Below are 17,533 nucleotides of genomic sequence, written 5' to 3'. Positions count from 1 at the left end.
AGTCTCAATCTTTATGCCAAAAGAAATGAATCAAATGCTAATTATCTTATAAATAAGATTCATAAAAACAAATGGTTTCCAGTAAATCAATATCTTTAAAACTTATTTTTATACAAAGTGTAACATTTATACCATTACCAAGTCTTTATTAAAACGAAACCACTATTTGAACATTAACCAATGTAATATCGAGGAGCTGATTGTATTGTGCAAGCAAAACAATCAAAAAGCACAATACGAAGTATACAATCGTTATGCTTCTGCTATGTATAATGTAGCTATAAGAATCGTAAAAGACAGCCATTATGCTGAGGATGTAATGCAAGAAAGTTTTTTAAAGGCATTCGCAAAACTTGAACATTACAAGCAAGAAGTTTCATTTGGCGCTTGGTTAAAAAGAATTGTGGTCAACCAAAGCATTGATTTTTATAAAAAAAATAATCAGTTTAAGCCGGAAGATTTTGAGGTGACTTTACATAAAATTGAAGATATAGATTCGGATTTATCAATGAATAGTGACTTCACTAATTTGAAAGTCAAACAAATTTTAGAAACCATAGCAAATTTAAAATACAACTATCAGATGGTTTTGACATTATTTTATATTGAAGGATATGATCAAGAGGAAATCAGTGAGATACTTAATATTAGCTACGCAAATTGCAGAACAACCTTGAGCCGAGCCAAAGACAGTTTGAGAAAAAAATTAGAAGAAATATGAAAAGGAAAGAAGACCCAATAGACGAACTCTTTAGTAAACACCAATTTCAATGGGACATTGAGAATTTAGATGCAGATCATGAAGTGCGTTTTAAAGAAAAATTAAATCAAAAGAAATTTAATTGGAGATTCATAGTAAGTATTGGCATTGCGGCGTCAATAGCAATATTCTTATTTACAACTATGGGTGATCCAACCTATAAAAAACCTTCGGAATTGCAATACGCATCAAAAGAAACCATTCAAACCGATTCTATTTTTACAGTTTTAATTGAAAGAGAATTAGAAAAAATTGAAGAAAAGAAGTCACCCGAAAACAAGAAAATTATAGCTGATGCTCTAAAACAAATGAAACAACTAGATGCTGACTATGAAAAAATAATTCAGGAATTAGAGGTCAATGGCGAAAGTAAACAGATTATCTATGCCATGATTAGTAACTTACAAACACGTATTTCCTTTTTGCAAAAGGTACTCGAACAACTTGAAAATAACAAACACAAAAACGTATTGCCAGATGAAAAAACAATATAACTATATACTATTATTGCTTTTAGTACCATTTTTAGTGCAGGCAGCTACAAATGATTTTATTCATTCTAAACAAAAAAACATCAAAAAAGCATATTATGTTAATTCAAACGCTATTCTAGCGGTAGATAATTCATACGGATCTCTTATGGTAACTACATGGGACGAAGATAAAATAGAAATAGATGTTCAAATAAGAGTTAGCGGTGACAACGAAAATTGGGTCAATCAAAAAATAGACGCTATAACAATTGATATACAAGCTCTAAAAGGATTAGTAACCGCAAAAACAATATTTGAAAATTCGAATATTAAAAGTTCTGGGAAAAAAAATAGTTTTGAAATAAATTACATTCTCAAAATACCAAGAAATGGAAGTATTAAATTGAATAACAAATATGGTAACATTACCACTACTGATATTGTATCAAATGCTGAAATAAAATGTAAATATGGAAAGATTACCACTGGAAAACTACAAGGAATTAGCGACATCAATATAGAATATTGTAACAATTCCAGCATAGAGCTTATCAAAAACGGACAAATAAACGCCCGATATTCAAGTATTAAGATTGAGGAGACCTCCAAACTTCAATTAACAACTGATTATACAGACATAGAAATCTTAAATGGAGATTCTGTTGCTTACAGTAGTGATTATGGTAAAATTAAAATTTCAAAAATAAGAAACTTAGAAGCTAGTGGAGACTATCTTACTATTCAAATCGGAGAAATTACAGGAAGCTTATCACTCCAAACAAAATACAGTTCACTTGCTATTCAATCTGTTCATGCTAAAGCTAAGTCTCAAATTATATCAGCAGCTTATACAGGAATAACTATTGGTTTTCAACCCAATTATTATTTTGACCTGAATGCCATTTTAAAATATGCTAATCTAAAATACGATAGCGCTCTTGAAATGGACAGTAAAGAAGAAAACTCACAAACAAAAAAATACACAGGCTTTCATAAAAGAAAAGGAATCAATAGCATAACTATAACATCTAATTATGGGAACGTAGTGCTCACACAAAACCAATAAACTAAACTAAATTAATTATGAAAAAATCACTTTTATTACTTGCAGGTTGCGCTTTATTATCAACTAATTTAACCTTTGCTCAGTGGTCTAGCAAAAATAAAATTCAAGGAAATGGAAACATAGTTTCTGAAAAAAGAACCACAACAGATTATGATGCTGTTGCTGTATCTGGTTTCTTTGATGTAGAACTGGTTTCAGGAAAAGAAGGAGACATTACTGTTAAAGGAGAGGAAAATTTAATTCCCTTCTTAAAAATTGAAGTTGTAAACAATATACTTAAAATTAGTTCCGAAAAAAATAAGTACTTGAGTACGAGTAAAGGCAAGCAAATTTTAATTTCGGTTCCCTTTGAGGAAATCAACAAAATAAGTTTGACTGGATCAGGTGATGTTAATACAAAAAAAACAATCAACAGTAATTCGTTATCAGTACAGTTAACTGGTTCTGGGGATATTAATTTAGAAGTTGCATCAAATTCAGTTGCAATTGATGTAACAGGATCCGGAGATGTCACTATTTCAGGAACTACGGACGAATTAAATACAGCTCTAAACGGTTCTGGAGATATCGATACTTCAAAACTGAAGGCTAAAAACGTTCATGCTGCCGTATCAGGTTCAGGAGATACTACTGTTTATTGTTCTGATAACTTACACGCTAGAGTTTCTGGTTCAGGTGATATCGAATACAAAGGCGATCCAAAGAAAAAAGACACCAAAGTAAGTGGATCAGGGAGTATATCGAAATCCTAAAAACCTATTTCAAAAGATATTAAAAAGGTGTTTTACTATTGTAAAACACCTTTTTTTGGAACTTTGCTCAAAAGAATTACAGCAATTATAAAGAAAAGCGCCAATATAGCAATAGCAAGTCTAGGACTTCCAGTCTTTTGATCTACAATTCCATACACCACCATTCCTATAACAATACCTATTTTTTCGGCTACGTCATAAAAACTAAAAAACGATGCTGTATCCTTTGTTTGAGGTAGTAACTTTGAATAAGTAGACCTGGATAAGGACTGAATACCACCCATAACAAGTCCTACACAGCTCGCCATAATATAAAATTCTAAAGGTTGAGTAATGAAGTATGCTGCCACACAAAGTAAAACCCAAAAGCAATTGATAAAAATTAACGTTGGAATATTACCAAATTTACTGGAAGCTCTTGAAGTTAAGAAAGCTCCTAAAACTGCGACTAATTGAATGAGCAAAATACAAATTATCAAACCTACTGTTCCTTCTTCTTTAGTAGGCCATTGAATTTCTTGTGCACCAAAATAAGTAGCTACCAGCATCACGGTTTGTACAGCCATACTCGACACAAAAAAACTTCTTAAATATGCTTTTAAAGCTTTATTTTCTTGCAATAAAAGCCATACTTTTTTAAGTTCATTAAAACCATTAAACACTACTTGACGGGTAACTTTGTGACCGCTATTTTTGTTGCCGTTGGGTAAATAATAATATGAATATTGGCTAAAAAGAATCCACCAAACACCTACCATAACAAAAGAGTAGCGCATTGCCTTCATTGCAGCTTCTCCATCTGTTCCAGAAATTCCAAAAAGCTTAGGTTTCATAATCATTAATAAATTAATAACTAATAAAATAACACTCCCGCAATATCCCATTGAGTATCCCTTAGCACTTATTTGATCTTGCTGTTCTTCATGAGCAATATCTGGTAAATAAGAGTTATAAAAAACCAAACTCCCCCAATATCCAATTAATCCTAATAAATAAAATAATAAACCAACATATATATTATCAAGGTCAAACCAATACAAACCCATACAGGATAAGGCCCCCAAATAACAAAAGAATTTCATAAACGCCTTTTTATTTCCAACATAATCAGCAATTCCAGATAATAATGGAGATAAGAATGAAACTAGCAAAAAAGCAAAAGCAGTAATAAAACTTATTAACGCTGAATTTTTAAGGTGCATCCCAAAAACATCAATATAATGACTACGGTCGGCAAACAATGCATCATAAAAGATAGGAAAAACAGCTGATGCAATTGTTAAGGTGTATACCGAATTTGCCCAATCATAAAAAGCCCACGCATTTAATAATTTTTTACTTCCTTTTTCTAATTCAGCCATTTGTTTTATTTTTTTGAATACGAATGTATTTATTTTTTTTTAAGAACAATGCAAATCCTATTTTTTTTACACATTAAGAAATCATTAATCATGCAATCATCATATGTAAACAAAAAAGCTACCCAAAATGGATAGCTTAGATTGTGAATAAGTTTAGCTCTATTTAATCACTCCTACTTTAGCTGCAATAGCTTTTGCTTCGGGAATGTATGCTTGCAGATTAGCAATTCGGGTAGCATCTGACGGGTGTGTACTCATAAACTCTGGTGGTGCTTGACCATTAGATTGAGCCGACATGCGCTGCCAAAAAGCAATAGAAGTTTCAGGATTATATCCTGCAATGGTCATTAAAACCAATCCTATTTTATCAGCTTCAGTTTCGTGGCTGCGGCTAAAAGGCAACATAACACCAAATTGAGAGCTTAAACCATAGGCTTGACCAATAATTTGCTGCGTTCTTTCACTTTTACCTGATGTACCCACAGCTATAACTTGCCCAAGTACCTCTTGAGCTTGTCCTGCACTCATACGTTGTGCACCATGATCTGCAAGAGCGTGCGAAACTTCATGCCCCATAACAGTAGCTAGACCTGCGTCATCTTTAGTAATTGGTAAAATTCCAGAATACACTACAATTTTTCCACCTGGCATACACCATGCATTTACCTCTTTATTATCAACTAATTTATATTCCCAACGATAATCTACTAAATACTGTCCTTGTCCTAAATAATTTAAATATTTTTCGGCTGCCGCCTTAATTCGAAAACCGATAGCTTCTACTTTTTTAGCATCAGCAGTTCCTGAAATTACTTTATTCTCTTTCAAAAAAGTATCGTATTGTTGAAAGGCTGTTGGAAACAACTGATTATTTGGTACAAAATTGAGTGTTTTTTTTCCGGTAATGGGATTGGTAGCACATGAATAAACAATTCCTAATGTGATCATACCAACTAATACATATTTTTTCATAACTGTAATTTTATAAGAATCAAAAATACAATAAATGCACCTTCTGTACTTACATAATTATTAAAAATAGTTTCAATATTAGACAAAATCACTCATAATATAAAAAGATGTAAATCCTTTTTCAACAAGAATATATCCTTCTTTTTCTAAGGTATTACTATCAAATGCGACTGCTACATTGTCAATTTCTAAAGTTTTAACCTTAAAAGGCAACCCTATTAAATTCATCTTATACTTTGAATAATTAGTAACGTACTTCCCTTCTTGATGAGATTGAATAATCAATTCATTTTCTTTTCCAGTAGCTTGGAAAGACATAAAACTGTAACGCCCTTTTTTGTAATCATAACCGTCTTGAGCATCCTCATAGACTACAGATAATTCTTTACCCTCTTTGTAATAAACATCTAGTATCAATTCATCAAACTCTAACTCACCCACATATTGTTGAACAGGATATTTAGGAATAATGGCTCCTGCCTTTACAAAAATCGGAATTTGATCAAACTTGGTATCTACCCAAAGTTCTTTTCCTCCTTTGCAAAGCTCCTTTGTCCAGTAATTATACCATTCACCACGAGGTAAATACATTCTTCTACCTAAAGCATTAGGTTCTAAAATAGGACAGACTAATATTTGATTTCCAAAAACAAACTCATCATTACGATAATGCGTTTGTACGTCATCTTGATCAAAATATACTAATGGTTTTAACATTGGTACACCTTCTTCGATATACTGCCAAAACATGGTATACAAGTAAGGCAACAATTGGTATCTTAAATTTACAAACTTTCTCGTAATATCAATTACTTCGTCATCAAAAGCCCAAGGTTCTTGATCGCCATGATCTCCAGAAGAATGCGTTCTACAAAAGGGGTGAAACACTCCTAATTGTATCCATCTTGCATACAATTCCCCCGAGGGCTGCTCTGCAAAACCACCAATATCTGAACCCGTAAAACCCATTCCTGAAATGGACATGCGCTGTACTTGAATATTTGCAATCCATAAATGCTCCCATGTCGCTACATTGTCACCTGTCCAAGAAGAGGTGTAGCGTTGCGCACCAGCATAAGCTGATCGTGTAATGACAAAAGGTCTCTTAGGGTAAGCAAAGCGTTTTACACCATGATAGGTAGCTCTAGCCATTTGAGTACCGTAAATATTGTGTGCTTTCCTGTGACTACATGGATTTCCATCGTAATGATGACGCACGTCCATAGGAAATGTTTTATTAGGAACTTCCATAACGGCGGGCTCGTTCATATCATTCCAAACTCCTTTTACACCTATATCAGATATTAATTCTTTAAATAAACCCGCCCACCATTCTCTTACAGTGGGGTTTGTAAAATCAGGAAAATTACATTCTCCTGGCCAGACTTTCCCTTTCATGTAAGGACCATCGGCACGTTTACAAAAATAATCATTTGCCAATGCTTCTTTGTAAACCGAATATTCCTTGTCTATTTTTATCCCTGGATCAATAATTACTACTGTTTTAAAACCATCTTCGGCAAGTTCAGCTACCATTTTTTTAGGATCTGGAAAATAATTTTTGTTCCAAGTAAAACATCTAAAACCATCCATGTAATCAATGTCAAGATACAAAGCATCACAAGGAATTTTTAGCTCTCTAAACTTAGCGGCAACTTGTTTTAAATTACTCTCTGGATAGTAACTCCATTTGCATTGGTGATAACCTAATGCCCACAAAGGCGGTAACTCTGGTTTTCCTGTCAAGTCAGTGTAGGTAGTTACTACATCTTGCATTTGTGGACCATAAATGAAATAGTAATTCATTTCGCCACCTTCGGCCCAATAACTAGTTACGTTGCGACGTTCGTGGCAAAAATCAAAAAATGTTCTAAAGGTGTTATCAAAGAAAATTCCGTATGATTTTTTGTTGTGCAAACCTATGTAAAACGGAACTACTTTATACAGTGGCTCTTGATCTTTTTGAAAAGCATATTGATCTGTTGCAAAATTTTCAATACGTTTTCCTTTAAGATTCATTTGAGTGGCTTTATCACCTAAACCGTAAAAACATTCCCCGTCTTTTGAGGACTTACTCATTTTTACAATGTTCCCACCATATTCATAACTTTCTTCCCAGTGAAATCCTAGTTCGTCCTCGAGAATAATGGTATCTTCTAAGTCATAAATAGAAAGTCTCATGTCTGATTTTTGAATCCTACATTTAACTTTGCTTGTTTTTATTTGGTAAAACTCATCATACTCACTTACCTCAAGAAAATTATATCCGTGAGAATGACTTTTATCAATAGCATACGAAAAATCATTACTAAAATAGCCTTTGGTGGTAAACCTAAAACGTATTAAACTATCTCTTAATACCGTTACTTTTAAAATAACACTGTTGTCTGTGTGAAAAAAAACAGAATCAACATCATGTTCAAACGATACTATTTTTGTAGGATATAAGTCCCCTTTGTATTCTAGTTCTGTATTTGTAATCATTTGGTATGGTATTTATTTGGACTGGTTTCAAAAATCAAACATACAAAAAACCAACGTAATCTATTTAAAACGTGCTGTTTATTAACGAAAACGTTATAGATGATCTTGTTATGCACAATACATTATTTTAAAATAAAATTAAAATTTGCATGCAATTATTTATACAATCTGGAAAGTAATTACACTCAATGGAGGAAGAGTCAAAGCAACAGAATAATCTCTACCATCGTAAGGAATACTTTGAATTAACATTATTTTCGAGTTTTGAACACCGCTTCCTCCATAAATAGTCTCGTCACTATTAAATATAGATTGTAAAGCACCTGATCTTGGAATCCCAATGGTATAGTTTTCTCTAACCACTGGCGTGAAATTACACACAACAACTAAATCATCTTCTTGATTATTTCCTTTTCTGATAAATGAAAAAACTGCATTTTGATGATCCGAATAATTAATCCATTCAAAACCATCAGGAGTAAATTGTTTTTCATACAATGCAGGTTGCGATTTATACAATTCATTCAAATCTGAAATGATCTTTTTAATTCCTTTGTGAAAAGAAAATTCTAATAAATGCCAATCTAAGCTTTTTTCAAAATTCCATTCGCTACTTTGACCAAATTCACCGCCCATAAACAAGAGCTTGGTACCTGGATGCATGAACATATAGGCATATAAAAGTCTAAGATTTGCAAATTGTTGCCACTCATCACCCGGCATTCTTCCTAAAATAGATTTCTTACCATAAACCACTTCATCATGTGATAGTGGTAACATAAAATTCTCTGTAAAGGCATATGTCATGGAGAATGTTAACTCATTTTGATGGTATTTTCTATAAATAGTATCTTTTTTAAAATAATCCAAAGTATCATGCATCCAACCCATCATCCATTTCATCCCAAAACCTAAACCACCTATAGAGGTACGTCTTGAAACCATTGGGAATGATGTACTCTCCTCTGCAATGGTTTGAACACCTTCGTAATTAAGATAAACTGCTTCATTAAACTCTTTAAGAAAACTAATTGTATCCAGATTTTCTCGCCCTCCATAAATGTTTGGCTCCCACTCTCCTTCATTTCTAGAATAATCTAAATATAACATAGACGCCACTGCATCTACGCGCAATCCATCTGCATGATAATGCTGCAACCAGAATAAAGCATTACTTATTAAAAAAGAACGAACTTCATTTCGTCCGTAATTAAACACCAAACTTTTCCAATCTGGATGGTATCCTTTTCTTCGATCTGGATGTTCAAAAAGATTAGAACCATCAAAAAATCCTAAACCATGTGCATCATCTGGAAAATGAGAAGGCACCCAATCCAGAATCACTCCTATTCCTTCTTGATGTAATTTATCTATCAAATACATGAGCTCTTGAGGATTTCCAAATCTAGATGTTGGCGCAAAATATCCTACTAACTGATATCCCCAAGATGGATCGTATGGATACTCCATTATAGGCATAAACTCTACATGAGTAAACCCAGTTTCTTTGAGATATTGAACTAACTCAAGTGCTAATTCTTGATACGACAGAAAACTATTATCCTCAACGTGACGTTTCCAAGACCCCAAATGCATCTCGTAAACAGAAAAAGGTTTGTTTAAACCATTACATTCTTTTCTGTTTTGTATCCATTCTGCATCGTTCCAATCGTAATCAAGATCCCATACAACAGAGGCTGTTTTTGGCGGTTGCTCACAAAAAAAAGCAAATGGATCTGCTTTTTCAGTGACAACTCCATCAATGCTAGATTGGATTTTGTATTTGTAAATGGCTCCTTTTTCAATATTTGGAATAAAACCTTCCCATATTCCTGATGAATCCCACCGTACGTTTAATAAATGCGAATGTTGATGCCAAAAATTAAAATCCCCTACAACAGATACTGAATGAGCCGATGGTGCCCAAACTGCAAAGTACACTCCTTGCACTCCATTCACAGACATCATGTGAGCACCTAGTTTTTCATAAAGCCTAAAATGCTTGCCCGCTTTGAACAAGTCAATATCAAAATCAGTAAAAAGGGAGTGTGTGATAACAATATTCATATAGGATTTGTGTACATTTAAATGATGTACTATTTAAGTTATTTAATACTAAAATTATCTGGTAATACAACTCCTTTTTTAATTACAACAATACCATCTTTAATCGCATATAAATCTGTAGAAAAATCAGCTAAATGGCTTCCTCCGTTTATATGAACATCATTCCCTATCCTGCAATTTTTATCTACTATTGCATTATTGATGTAGCAACGTTCACCAATTCCTACAAGCTGCTTACCAGCATCAATATCTTTGTTCATATCATCTATATTTTGATAATAATCATTACCCATGATATAGCTATTCTCAATCACGGTACCCGTTCCTATCCTGGATCTAATACCTATTACTGAATGTTTAATATCTTTGGCATTCAAAATACAGCCTTCAGAAATTAAAGAACGATCAATCATTGTTTTCTGAAATTTTGATGGAGGCAAAAGTCTTGGTCTAGTGTAAATTTTATTGGTATCATCAAACAAATTAAACTTTGGTAAGTCTTCTGTAAGACCAATGTTAGCTTCAAAGAAAGAATCAATATTTCCAATATCGGTCCAGTATCCTTCATATTGATAACTTAGTATTTTTTTATGACCCACTGCTTGGGGAATAATTTCTTTTCCAAAGTCTTTTGTTTCCTTATTTGACATGATGTCTACTAACAAATCTTTGTTAAAGATATAAATTCCCATTGAAGCAAGGTAATGCTTACCCTCTTGTTTCATTTGGTCACTCACATCTGATTCCCAATCTGGCAATAACTCTTTAGCAGGTTTTTCAATAAAAGATTCAATACAACTTTCGGCATTTGTTTTTAAAATCCCAAATTCAGGAGCATCTTTAGCATTAACTGGCAAGGTTGCAATGGTAATATCGGCTTGTCGTTTGATATGTTCTTCAACCATGTCGTTAAAGTCCATTTGATACAACTGATCTCCAGAAAGTATTAATGCGTAATCAAAATCATGATTTAAAAAATGGGGCATACATTGTCTAACAGCATCTGCAGTGCCTTGAAACCAAGTGGGATTATCTGGAGTTTGCTCTGCAGCCAATATATCAACAAAAGCATGACTAAAAATACTAAAATTGTAGGTGTTTTTTATGTGAGCATTTAAAGAAGCCGAATTGAATTGAGTCAATACAAATATTCGATAAATATCTGAATTCATACAATTTGAAATAGGAATATCTACCAATCTATACTTTCCTCCAATGGGCACAGCAGGTTTAGATCTCGACTCTGTTAAAGGATATAATCTGGAACCTTGTCCACCACCTAAAATAATTGCAATAACATTTTTCTTTTTAGCTTTCATTTTTTGTTAATTATAACATTATACATTTCTAAATATTCTTGACACACTCGTTCCCATGAGTTATCTGTATTCATTCCTTTTTTTATTACTGAAAAAAGTTGCTCTTTATCCTCAAACAAATTCAGAGCTCTTCTAATAGAATAACAGATATCCACAACAGATGCCTGATCATGACAAATACCATTTCCATCATCACCAATATCAATTACCGTATCTCTTAATCCCCCTGTTCTGCGCACTATAGGAATTGTCCCGTATCGCATAGCGTACATTTGATTCAGTCCACAAGGTTCAACTCTTGATGGCATTAAGATAAAATCAGAACCTGCATAAATCAAATGGGCTAGTGCCTCGTTATAGCCTATGTAGGCATTGAAATTACCTTTAAACTCAGGAATAAGATTTTTTAATTTATTCTCTATAACTACATTTCCAGACCCTAAAACAAAAATGTTGATTTCATTGGCTTGTTCTTTTAAGGCAAAATAGGCTGCATCTGGCAATAAATCACCTCCCTTTTCTTCAAACAATCTTCCTATAAAACTAAAAAGTGGTTTTGTTGCATCCAGATTAAAAAGAGAGCAAAGCTTTTCTTTATTGGCTTGTTTTCCAATAGCAAAGTCAGCTATAGAATAATTCTTCTCCAGCATATCATCTGTCATTGAATTCCAAATTTCTACATCTATTCCGTTCAAAATCCCTTTGGACTTGTACCGTACATTTTGAAACAGCGATTCTAATCCACTAGCAAAACCATTTATTTCGTCTAAATAACTTGGTGAAACGGTGGTAACTCCTCCTGCACATTTTACGGCTACAGCCAATGAATTAATGCAATGATCCCATTCTAAAACGTTCTTATGAATCAAATCAAATTCTGGAATATAATCCATTTTTTCAAAACCAAATTGTCCTTGGTACAAACCATTATGGATTGTAATCACGGAAGGAACTGCTCGGATTTTTTCATATTTAAAGCTGTACAACATCATAAACGGAATTAAACCTGTATGATGGTCATGGCAATTGATAATATCTGGAATTGTATCTCTATTTGAAATAAAATCTAAAGCAGCGATCTGAAAAGCTAAAAAGCGTTCTATATCATCCGGAAACCCGTATACTTGCTTCCTATCAAATAATTCAGGGATGGCAACCAAATACAACTCAAATCCTAATTTATTTTTTACCTCTTTATGAATACTAAAAGGAAAATTTAAATTCCCTAAAGATACATTGCCTTTAAAAACAGTTTCAAATGCATTTACATTCATAAAAACCACATCATATTCTGGAATAATAACCCGAACTTCATGGCCTGCTTTAGTTTGATACTTGGGTAGTGCTCCAACAACATCGGCAAGACCACCAACTTTTGCAACTGGATAACATTCAGCGCTAATATGAAATAACTCCATGAAATTAATTTGTGTTTAAAAAATACTTTTTGTTAAAAAAACATTTAAATTTCTTTTAAAGATCTAAAAAAAAGTACTTTTATGTTTTTCTAAATTTAGTAAAAAAATTACAAAAAAATAATCCTATCGAAAATTTAGTATAATGACAAAAAAGAGTACCGTTCATACACAATCCTTAAAAATTCCCAAGATAATTTTACACACAAGCAAATTAATCGCTTTTTTTTCTTCAAAATTAGTAACACTATTTGCTGCAAAACTATTTACTACACCCACAAAATATAAGGTTCCCAAAAGAGAACTCACAATGGAAAGTAAAAGTTTAAAAAGTACCCTAACCATTCCTGCAATAAATAAAGAAATCACACTCTATGAATATGGCATTAGCGATAGAAAAATATTACTTGTTCATGGTTGGGCTGGTCGTGGAACACAGTTATTCAAAATAGCAGATGCGCTTTTGCAAAAAAATTATAAAACAATAAGTTTTGATGCCCCTGCACATGGAAAATCCCAAGGCTCATCAGCAGTTATGATGGACTTTATAGCTTCCATTCTTGAAATTGATAAAATTCATGGACCGTTTGAAGGTATTGTTGGCCATTCATTAGGAGGAATGTCGGTATTAAACGCCATAAAAAACGGAATGAAAGTCAACAAAGCAATTATTATTGGTAGTGGCGATGTTGTCTCTGACATAATAAATGATTTTATAGCAAAACTAAAACTAGACCCAAAAATAGGTCTGTCTTTACGAGCTCACTTCGAAGAAAAATACAAGGATGATATGAATAATTATTCGGCATCTCTTGCAGCAAAGGAAGTACATATCCCTGTTCTAGTAATTCATGATGAAGATGATCCAGAAGTTCCAGTAACCGCTGCAAAGAACATTCACAATCATTTAAAAAAAGGAGAATTAATGGTAACAAACGGTCTTGGACACCGAAAAATATTAGGAAACTCAAAAGTAATTGAAGCAACAATAGCATTTTTAGAAAAATAAGAACATTAAAAATATATCATTATGAAATATCCAATAGAAAAAACGGAAGCAGAATGGAAAGCGCTCTTAGGAGAAGAAAGATATAGAATTTTACGTCTTAAAGGCACCGAATATCCACATACAGGAACGTTCAATTTGCACTTTGAAAAAGGAACCTATACCTGTGGAGCTTGCAATGAAAGTTTATTTGAAAGCAATACAAAATTTGATGCGCATTGTGGCTGGCCTTCTTTTGATGAATCAATTCCTGGAAAAGTACAATACATTGATGATGTATCTCACGGAATGAAACGTACTGAAATTTTATGTGCCAATTGCGGCAGCCATTTAGGACATGTTTTTAATGATGGACCTACAAAAACAGGTCAACGATATTGTGTGAATTCGCTCTCTATCAACTTTAAGTAAATGATAAAAAGGGATTAAGAAGGAATGACTTAATCCCTTTTTCTATTTAGCTCAAGAAAGAGGCTTTGTATTTTGGCGCTAATCTTTTTTTGGTGGCTTGCTCATAAGCATATCCTAGAGAAATTAACAAGCCTTCGGTATATGGTTTACCAAAAAAGGAAAGCCCAACAGGTAATTCATATACCTGCCCACAGGGTACTGTGATATGAGGATAACCGCTCATTGCTGCAGGTGAAGTTAAGGAATAAGTTCCCCAACGGTCACCATAAATAGTGTCAATACTGCATGACGGACCCATTGTAATTCCGCAAATGGCATCAAGACTATTTTGAGCCATGACTTCATTCAATATTTTTTTACTTCCATTAAAACTCTTTTCTAGACTATCTTGATATTCAGATGCTTTTAAATCTTTTTTCAAATTAGAACTCAATAAAGTTTCTTGTTTAAAATATGGCATAGCTTTGTCTTCGTTTGCGTTATTAAAATCAATCACATCCTTTAATGTTTTTACTTTAGCTTTTGCGGTAGTTAAATATTGATTGAGTCCATCTTTGAATTCATATTGCAATACTTCAAACTCAGCTTGTCCTAATACATTAATTTTGTCTATATAATCAATTTTTACTACTGTAGCTCCTTGCTTCTCTAACAATTGAATGGCATCATCAAATAGAGCATTTATATATTGATTCTCTCCTTGCGGTTTGTTTTCAATACCAATTCTCTTTCCTTTTAATCCGTCTAATTTTAAAAAAGAACTATAATCTGTTACAGATTTTCCTTTACTTTCAAGAGTTACAGGATCTTTTTGATCTACAGAAGCTAATACACTTAATAAAATAGCAGCATCAGATACTGTTCTAGCCATAGGTCCAGCTGTATCTTGCGTTTTAGAAATAGGAATAATACCAGAACGACTCACTAAACCAACAGTAGGCTTAATACCTACAATTCCATTTACTGAAGCAGGACAAACAATAGAGCCATCTGTTTCTGTACCTACCGCCACTACACACAAATTTGCCGAAACTGCTGTTCCTGAACCCGCACTTGAACCACAAGGATTATGATCTAAAAAATAAGGATTTTTGGTTTGACCACCTCTACTACTCCATCCTGATGAAGATTGTGTTGATCTAAAGTTGGCCCATTCACTTAAATTGGTTTTACCAATGATTACTGCACCTGCATCCCTTAATTTTTTAACAACAGTTGCATCATTCGAAGCTATGTTCCCAGCCATGGATAAGGATCCAGCCGTTGTTTGCATTTTATCAGCTGTGTCAATATTGTCTTTAATCAAAACGGGAATTCCATGCATCGCACCACGACTTTTTCCAGCTTTAAGTTCTTCGTCAAGTTGTTTAGCAATAGTTAAAGCATCTGGATTAACCTCTATTACTGAATTGAGTTTAGGACCCTTTTTATCTATTTCTTCGATTCGATTCAAATACAAACGCACTAATTGCTCCGATGTAAATGTGCCTGATTTCAGTTTAGATTGTAAAGAAGTTATTGATTCTTCATCTAGTTCAAAACTAAAATTAAACTCCTCTCCAGAAGCTGATGTATTTTTATCATTTGATTTAGACTCACAGCTAGTGACCAAAAAAGTATTTATTCCAATGGCTGCAATAGCTGATGAAGCCAAAAAAGATCTTCTTTTCATAAAAATATGTATTTTTTATTTTTTATCTAATGTAGTAAAATAATAGTCCAGAGGATAAATAATTAAAAATGATTTTATCATACTAAAAATTAAACTATTTATATTTTAAAGATTAGTTGAACCAATAAATAACAATATTATAATTTTGTACTAAAAAAGTAATATGTTCAATATTATAATCCTTCGTTTTAAAATACAATTCAAAATGTAAAACAAATAGAATATCTAACACCCCGTTTATTTTATTTAAAAAATTTAATATTTATTCATGAAAAAAATAGGTATCCTTTTTATCTTTCTTAATTTTTTAAAAATTGTAACGGCAAAAATATAAGATTGAATATGATTATGTAATTACTAACTAATTTGGGCGTTGTAAGAGTCTATAGTTATCTAATACCTAAATATGTGTGATTAAAGGAATTTTTTATTGTATTATATCTTGACCAAATAGACCATAATTTGTTTCAGCTAAAGTTGGATTAATTTGTAGTCAGTACAGCGTCAACAAAAATTGAACTTACTTGACATAAATGAGGTCAAACAGCACCTAAGTTCCAAGGTCATTTAATTTTATATAAAACATACTGTTTTTTATAAATTAGACCTGCTGTATTTAATAAATAATAAGAAGGTATTGAAATAGACTGTAATATTAAATAATTCAACAACAAGGAAATTAAAATATCCAATGAATAAATTCGCAGCAATCATAGTGTCATCGTTTGTAATGTTTTCTCGTAAGCAAGAAAAAGAAATATACTACCAAGCACCTAACGGTAAAATTTTTACCTCTAAAAAATATGAAGAAATAAAATTAAAAATGGCAAAAAGAGGTGAAATTCAAGAAGTAATTTTGTCAACAATTGCCAGAAATGATTCCAAAGTTAAATTATTCAAAACAATAGTAAAAGAAGTTAATGTTTTCGCTGCGATGGATAAATTTATAGGCAAAAAATTACCATTTGAAAACTTAATTGATCTACATATCAATAAAATAAATTTAGAATCATTAAAAGGGTAGCCAATTTTGGTAAATCTTTGGTTTGTCAATTGTCCTCCTTGCATTGAAGAAATACACGAGTTAAACCGAATAAAAGAAAACTATGGAGATAAAGTCATTTTTTTAGCTGTTGATCCCTAGTCAGCCTCTTTTTTTTATACATACCATACCAATGTTTTTACCAAAAATTTTACTTACAATTGAACTGATTTAAAATTAGAAGTGCAATTGCATGAGCAGAAGTAAAAAAAGAAAACATCCTTTATAATACAAGCTATAATTAAAATAAAAATACATTGTAAACGAAAAACCCTCCAACACATATGTGTTAGAGGGTTTTTCTATGTACTCAGAGCGGGACTTGAACCCGCACGAACATTGCTGTTCACTGGATTTTAAGTCCAGCGTGTCTACCAATTTCACCATCCGAGCTGGTTGTGGTACCTCCAGGGATCGAACCAGGGACACATGGATTTTCAGTCCATTGCTCTACCATCTGAGCTAAGGTACCTTACTTGTAAAAAGTAAATGATAAAAAAAAGCCCATCCGATTAGAATGGGCTTTCAAAGAAAGGCGACGACATACTCTCCCACATAACTGCAGTACCATCTGCGCAGGCGGGCTTAACTACTCTGTTCGGGATGGGAAGAGGTGAGCCCCGCCGCAATAACCACCTTAAGATTATTGTTTAAGGAGTTTCAAGTTTTTATAGTTTCAGGTTTTTCAACCTGTAACATTAAACATCAAACTTTAAACGCAGCTTTGCTGCAA

Annotated in this window: 14 protein-coding genes, 2 tRNA genes and 1 rRNA gene; 7 read left to right on the top strand and 10 right to left on the bottom strand. The window is 32.8% G+C overall.

Going from position 1 to position 17,533, the window contains the following annotated elements:
• The first annotated feature begins 166 nt into the window (after positions 1-166).
• From AC061E_RS11590 to AC061E_RS11575, 4 genes are read left to right on the top strand one after another with little or no spacing between them, the layout of a single operon-like run.
• Complete coding sequence (locus tag AC061E_RS11590) at positions 167-721, top strand: RNA polymerase sigma factor (protein WP_478286378.1); 555 nt, start codon at positions 167-169, stop codon at positions 719-721.
• Positions 718-1,254, top strand: a complete 537-nt coding sequence (locus AC061E_RS11585; RefSeq protein ID WP_478286377.1) for an anti-sigma factor — start codon at positions 718-720, stop codon at positions 1,252-1,254. Before AC061E_RS11590 ends, AC061E_RS11585 begins: the two co-directional genes overlap by 4 nt.
• On the top strand, positions 1,238-2,299 hold the full coding sequence (locus tag AC061E_RS11580; RefSeq protein WP_478286376.1) for a hypothetical protein: 1,062 nt from the start codon (positions 1,238-1,240) through the stop codon (positions 2,297-2,299). Before AC061E_RS11585 ends, AC061E_RS11580 begins: the two co-directional genes overlap by 17 nt.
• 17 nt (positions 2,300-2,316) lie before the next feature.
• A complete protein-coding gene (locus AC061E_RS11575; protein WP_478286375.1) occupies positions 2,317-3,051 on the top strand; it encodes a head GIN domain-containing protein in 735 nt (244 codons plus the stop codon).
• 35 nt (positions 3,052-3,086) lie between these two features.
• Here the strand turns inward: AC061E_RS11575 and AC061E_RS11570 are convergent, their stop codons facing one another.
• The 6 genes from AC061E_RS11570 to AC061E_RS11545 all read right to left on the bottom strand — a co-directional run bounded on the left by AC061E_RS11570 (position 3,087) and on the right by AC061E_RS11545 (position 12,672).
• Positions 3,087-4,412, bottom strand: coding sequence for an MFS transporter (locus AC061E_RS11570; protein WP_478286374.1), 1,326 nt, complete (start codon positions 4,410-4,412; stop codon positions 3,087-3,089).
• 159 nt (positions 4,413-4,571) lie between these two features.
• On the bottom strand, positions 4,572-5,384 hold the full coding sequence (locus tag AC061E_RS11565; protein ID WP_478286373.1) for a M48 family metallopeptidase: 813 nt from the start codon (positions 5,382-5,384) through the stop codon (positions 4,572-4,574).
• A gap of 78 nt (positions 5,385-5,462) precedes the next feature.
• Positions 5,463-7,868: a glycoside hydrolase family 31 protein gene (locus AC061E_RS11560; protein ID WP_478286372.1), complete on the bottom strand. Its 2,406-nt coding sequence runs from the start codon at positions 7,866-7,868 to the stop codon at positions 5,463-5,465.
• A gap of 159 nt (positions 7,869-8,027) precedes the next feature.
• Complete coding sequence (glgB, locus tag AC061E_RS11555) at positions 8,028-9,935, bottom strand: 1,4-alpha-glucan branching protein GlgB (protein WP_478286371.1); 1,908 nt, start codon at positions 9,933-9,935, stop codon at positions 8,028-8,030.
• A gap of 38 nt (positions 9,936-9,973) precedes the next feature.
• Positions 9,974-11,254, bottom strand: coding sequence for a glucose-1-phosphate adenylyltransferase (locus AC061E_RS11550; RefSeq protein ID WP_478286370.1), 1,281 nt, complete (start codon positions 11,252-11,254; stop codon positions 9,974-9,976).
• Positions 11,251-12,672 (bottom strand): glycogen synthase, encoded by a 1,422-nt coding sequence (locus AC061E_RS11545; protein WP_478286369.1) that lies wholly within the window; start codon positions 12,670-12,672, stop codon positions 11,251-11,253. The genes AC061E_RS11550 and AC061E_RS11545 overlap by 4 nt, the downstream gene beginning before the upstream one ends.
• Positions 12,673-12,814: 142 nt before the next feature.
• Here AC061E_RS11545 and AC061E_RS11540 point away from each other — a divergent pair, with 142 nt between their 5' ends.
• Positions 12,815-13,678, top strand: coding sequence for an alpha/beta fold hydrolase (locus AC061E_RS11540; RefSeq protein WP_478286368.1), 864 nt, complete (start codon positions 12,815-12,817; stop codon positions 13,676-13,678).
• Positions 13,679-13,699: 21 nt separating this feature from the next.
• Complete coding sequence (gene msrB / locus AC061E_RS11535; protein ID WP_478286367.1) at positions 13,700-14,086, top strand: peptide-methionine (R)-S-oxide reductase MsrB; 387 nt, start codon at positions 13,700-13,702, stop codon at positions 14,084-14,086.
• 46 nt (positions 14,087-14,132) lie between these two features.
• Here msrB and AC061E_RS11530 read toward each other — a convergent pair whose 3' ends face one another.
• Positions 14,133-15,758, bottom strand: coding sequence for an amidase (locus AC061E_RS11530; RefSeq protein WP_478286366.1), 1,626 nt, complete (start codon positions 15,756-15,758; stop codon positions 14,133-14,135).
• A 691-nt stretch (positions 15,759-16,449) separates the two neighbouring features.
• Here AC061E_RS11530 and AC061E_RS11525 point away from each other — a divergent pair.
• Positions 16,450-16,782 carry a hypothetical protein gene (locus AC061E_RS11525; RefSeq protein WP_478286365.1) on the top strand — a complete coding sequence of 111 codons (333 nt, stop codon included), beginning with the start codon at positions 16,450-16,452 and terminating at the stop codon, positions 16,780-16,782.
• A gap of 325 nt (positions 16,783-17,107) precedes the next feature.
• Here AC061E_RS11525 and AC061E_RS11520 read toward each other — a convergent pair.
• From AC061E_RS11520 to rrf, 3 genes are all read right to left on the bottom strand, one after another.
• Positions 17,108-17,193, bottom strand: a tRNA-Leu gene (locus AC061E_RS11520).
• 6 nt (positions 17,194-17,199) lie between these two features.
• Positions 17,200-17,272 (bottom strand) — tRNA-Phe (locus tag AC061E_RS11515).
• 58 nt (positions 17,273-17,330) lie between these two features.
• A 5S ribosomal RNA gene (rrf, locus tag AC061E_RS11510) occupies positions 17,331-17,440 on the bottom strand.
• Positions 17,441-17,533: the final 93 nt, after the last annotated feature.

It is taken from the genome of Flavobacterium sp. GNP011 (assembly GCF_056428925.1).
The sequence above is the reverse complement of the archived record's forward strand: the minus strand, read 5'-3'. Positions and strand labels throughout refer to the sequence as shown.

Bases quoted from the DNA above. Each gene is read 5' to 3' on its own strand.
- AC061E_RS11580 (WP_478286376.1), top strand. From the start codon at position 1,238: ATGAAAAAACAATATAACTATATACTATTATTGCTTTTAGTACCATTT.
- AC061E_RS11560 (WP_478286372.1), bottom strand. From the start codon at position 7,868: ATGATTACAAATACAGAACTAGAATACAAAGGGGACTTATATCCTACA.
- AC061E_RS11525 (WP_478286365.1), top strand. From the start codon at position 16,450: ATGAATAAATTCGCAGCAATCATAGTGTCATCGTTTGTAATGTTTTCT.
- AC061E_RS11565 (WP_478286373.1), bottom strand. From the start codon at position 5,384: ATGAAAAAATATGTATTAGTTGGTATGATCACATTAGGAATTGTTTAT.
- AC061E_RS11550 (WP_478286370.1), bottom strand. From the start codon at position 11,254: ATGAAAGCTAAAAAGAAAAATGTTATTGCAATTATTTTAGGTGGTGGA.
- AC061E_RS11585 (WP_478286377.1), top strand. From the start codon at position 718: ATGAAAAGGAAAGAAGACCCAATAGACGAACTCTTTAGTAAACACCAA.
- glgB (WP_478286371.1), bottom strand. From the start codon at position 9,935: ATGAATATTGTTATCACACACTCCCTTTTTACTGATTTTGATATTGAC.
- AC061E_RS11545 (WP_478286369.1), bottom strand. From the start codon at position 12,672: ATGGAGTTATTTCATATTAGCGCTGAATGTTATCCAGTTGCAAAAGTT.
- AC061E_RS11570 (WP_478286374.1), bottom strand. From the start codon at position 4,412: ATGGCTGAATTAGAAAAAGGAAGTAAAAAATTATTAAATGCGTGGGCT.
- AC061E_RS11540 (WP_478286368.1), top strand. From the start codon at position 12,815: ATGACAAAAAAGAGTACCGTTCATACACAATCCTTAAAAATTCCCAAG.
- AC061E_RS11530 (WP_478286366.1), bottom strand. From the start codon at position 15,758: ATGAAAAGAAGATCTTTTTTGGCTTCATCAGCTATTGCAGCCATTGGA.
- AC061E_RS11575 (WP_478286375.1), top strand. From the start codon at position 2,317: ATGAAAAAATCACTTTTATTACTTGCAGGTTGCGCTTTATTATCAACT.
- msrB (WP_478286367.1), top strand. From the start codon at position 13,700: ATGAAATATCCAATAGAAAAAACGGAAGCAGAATGGAAAGCGCTCTTA.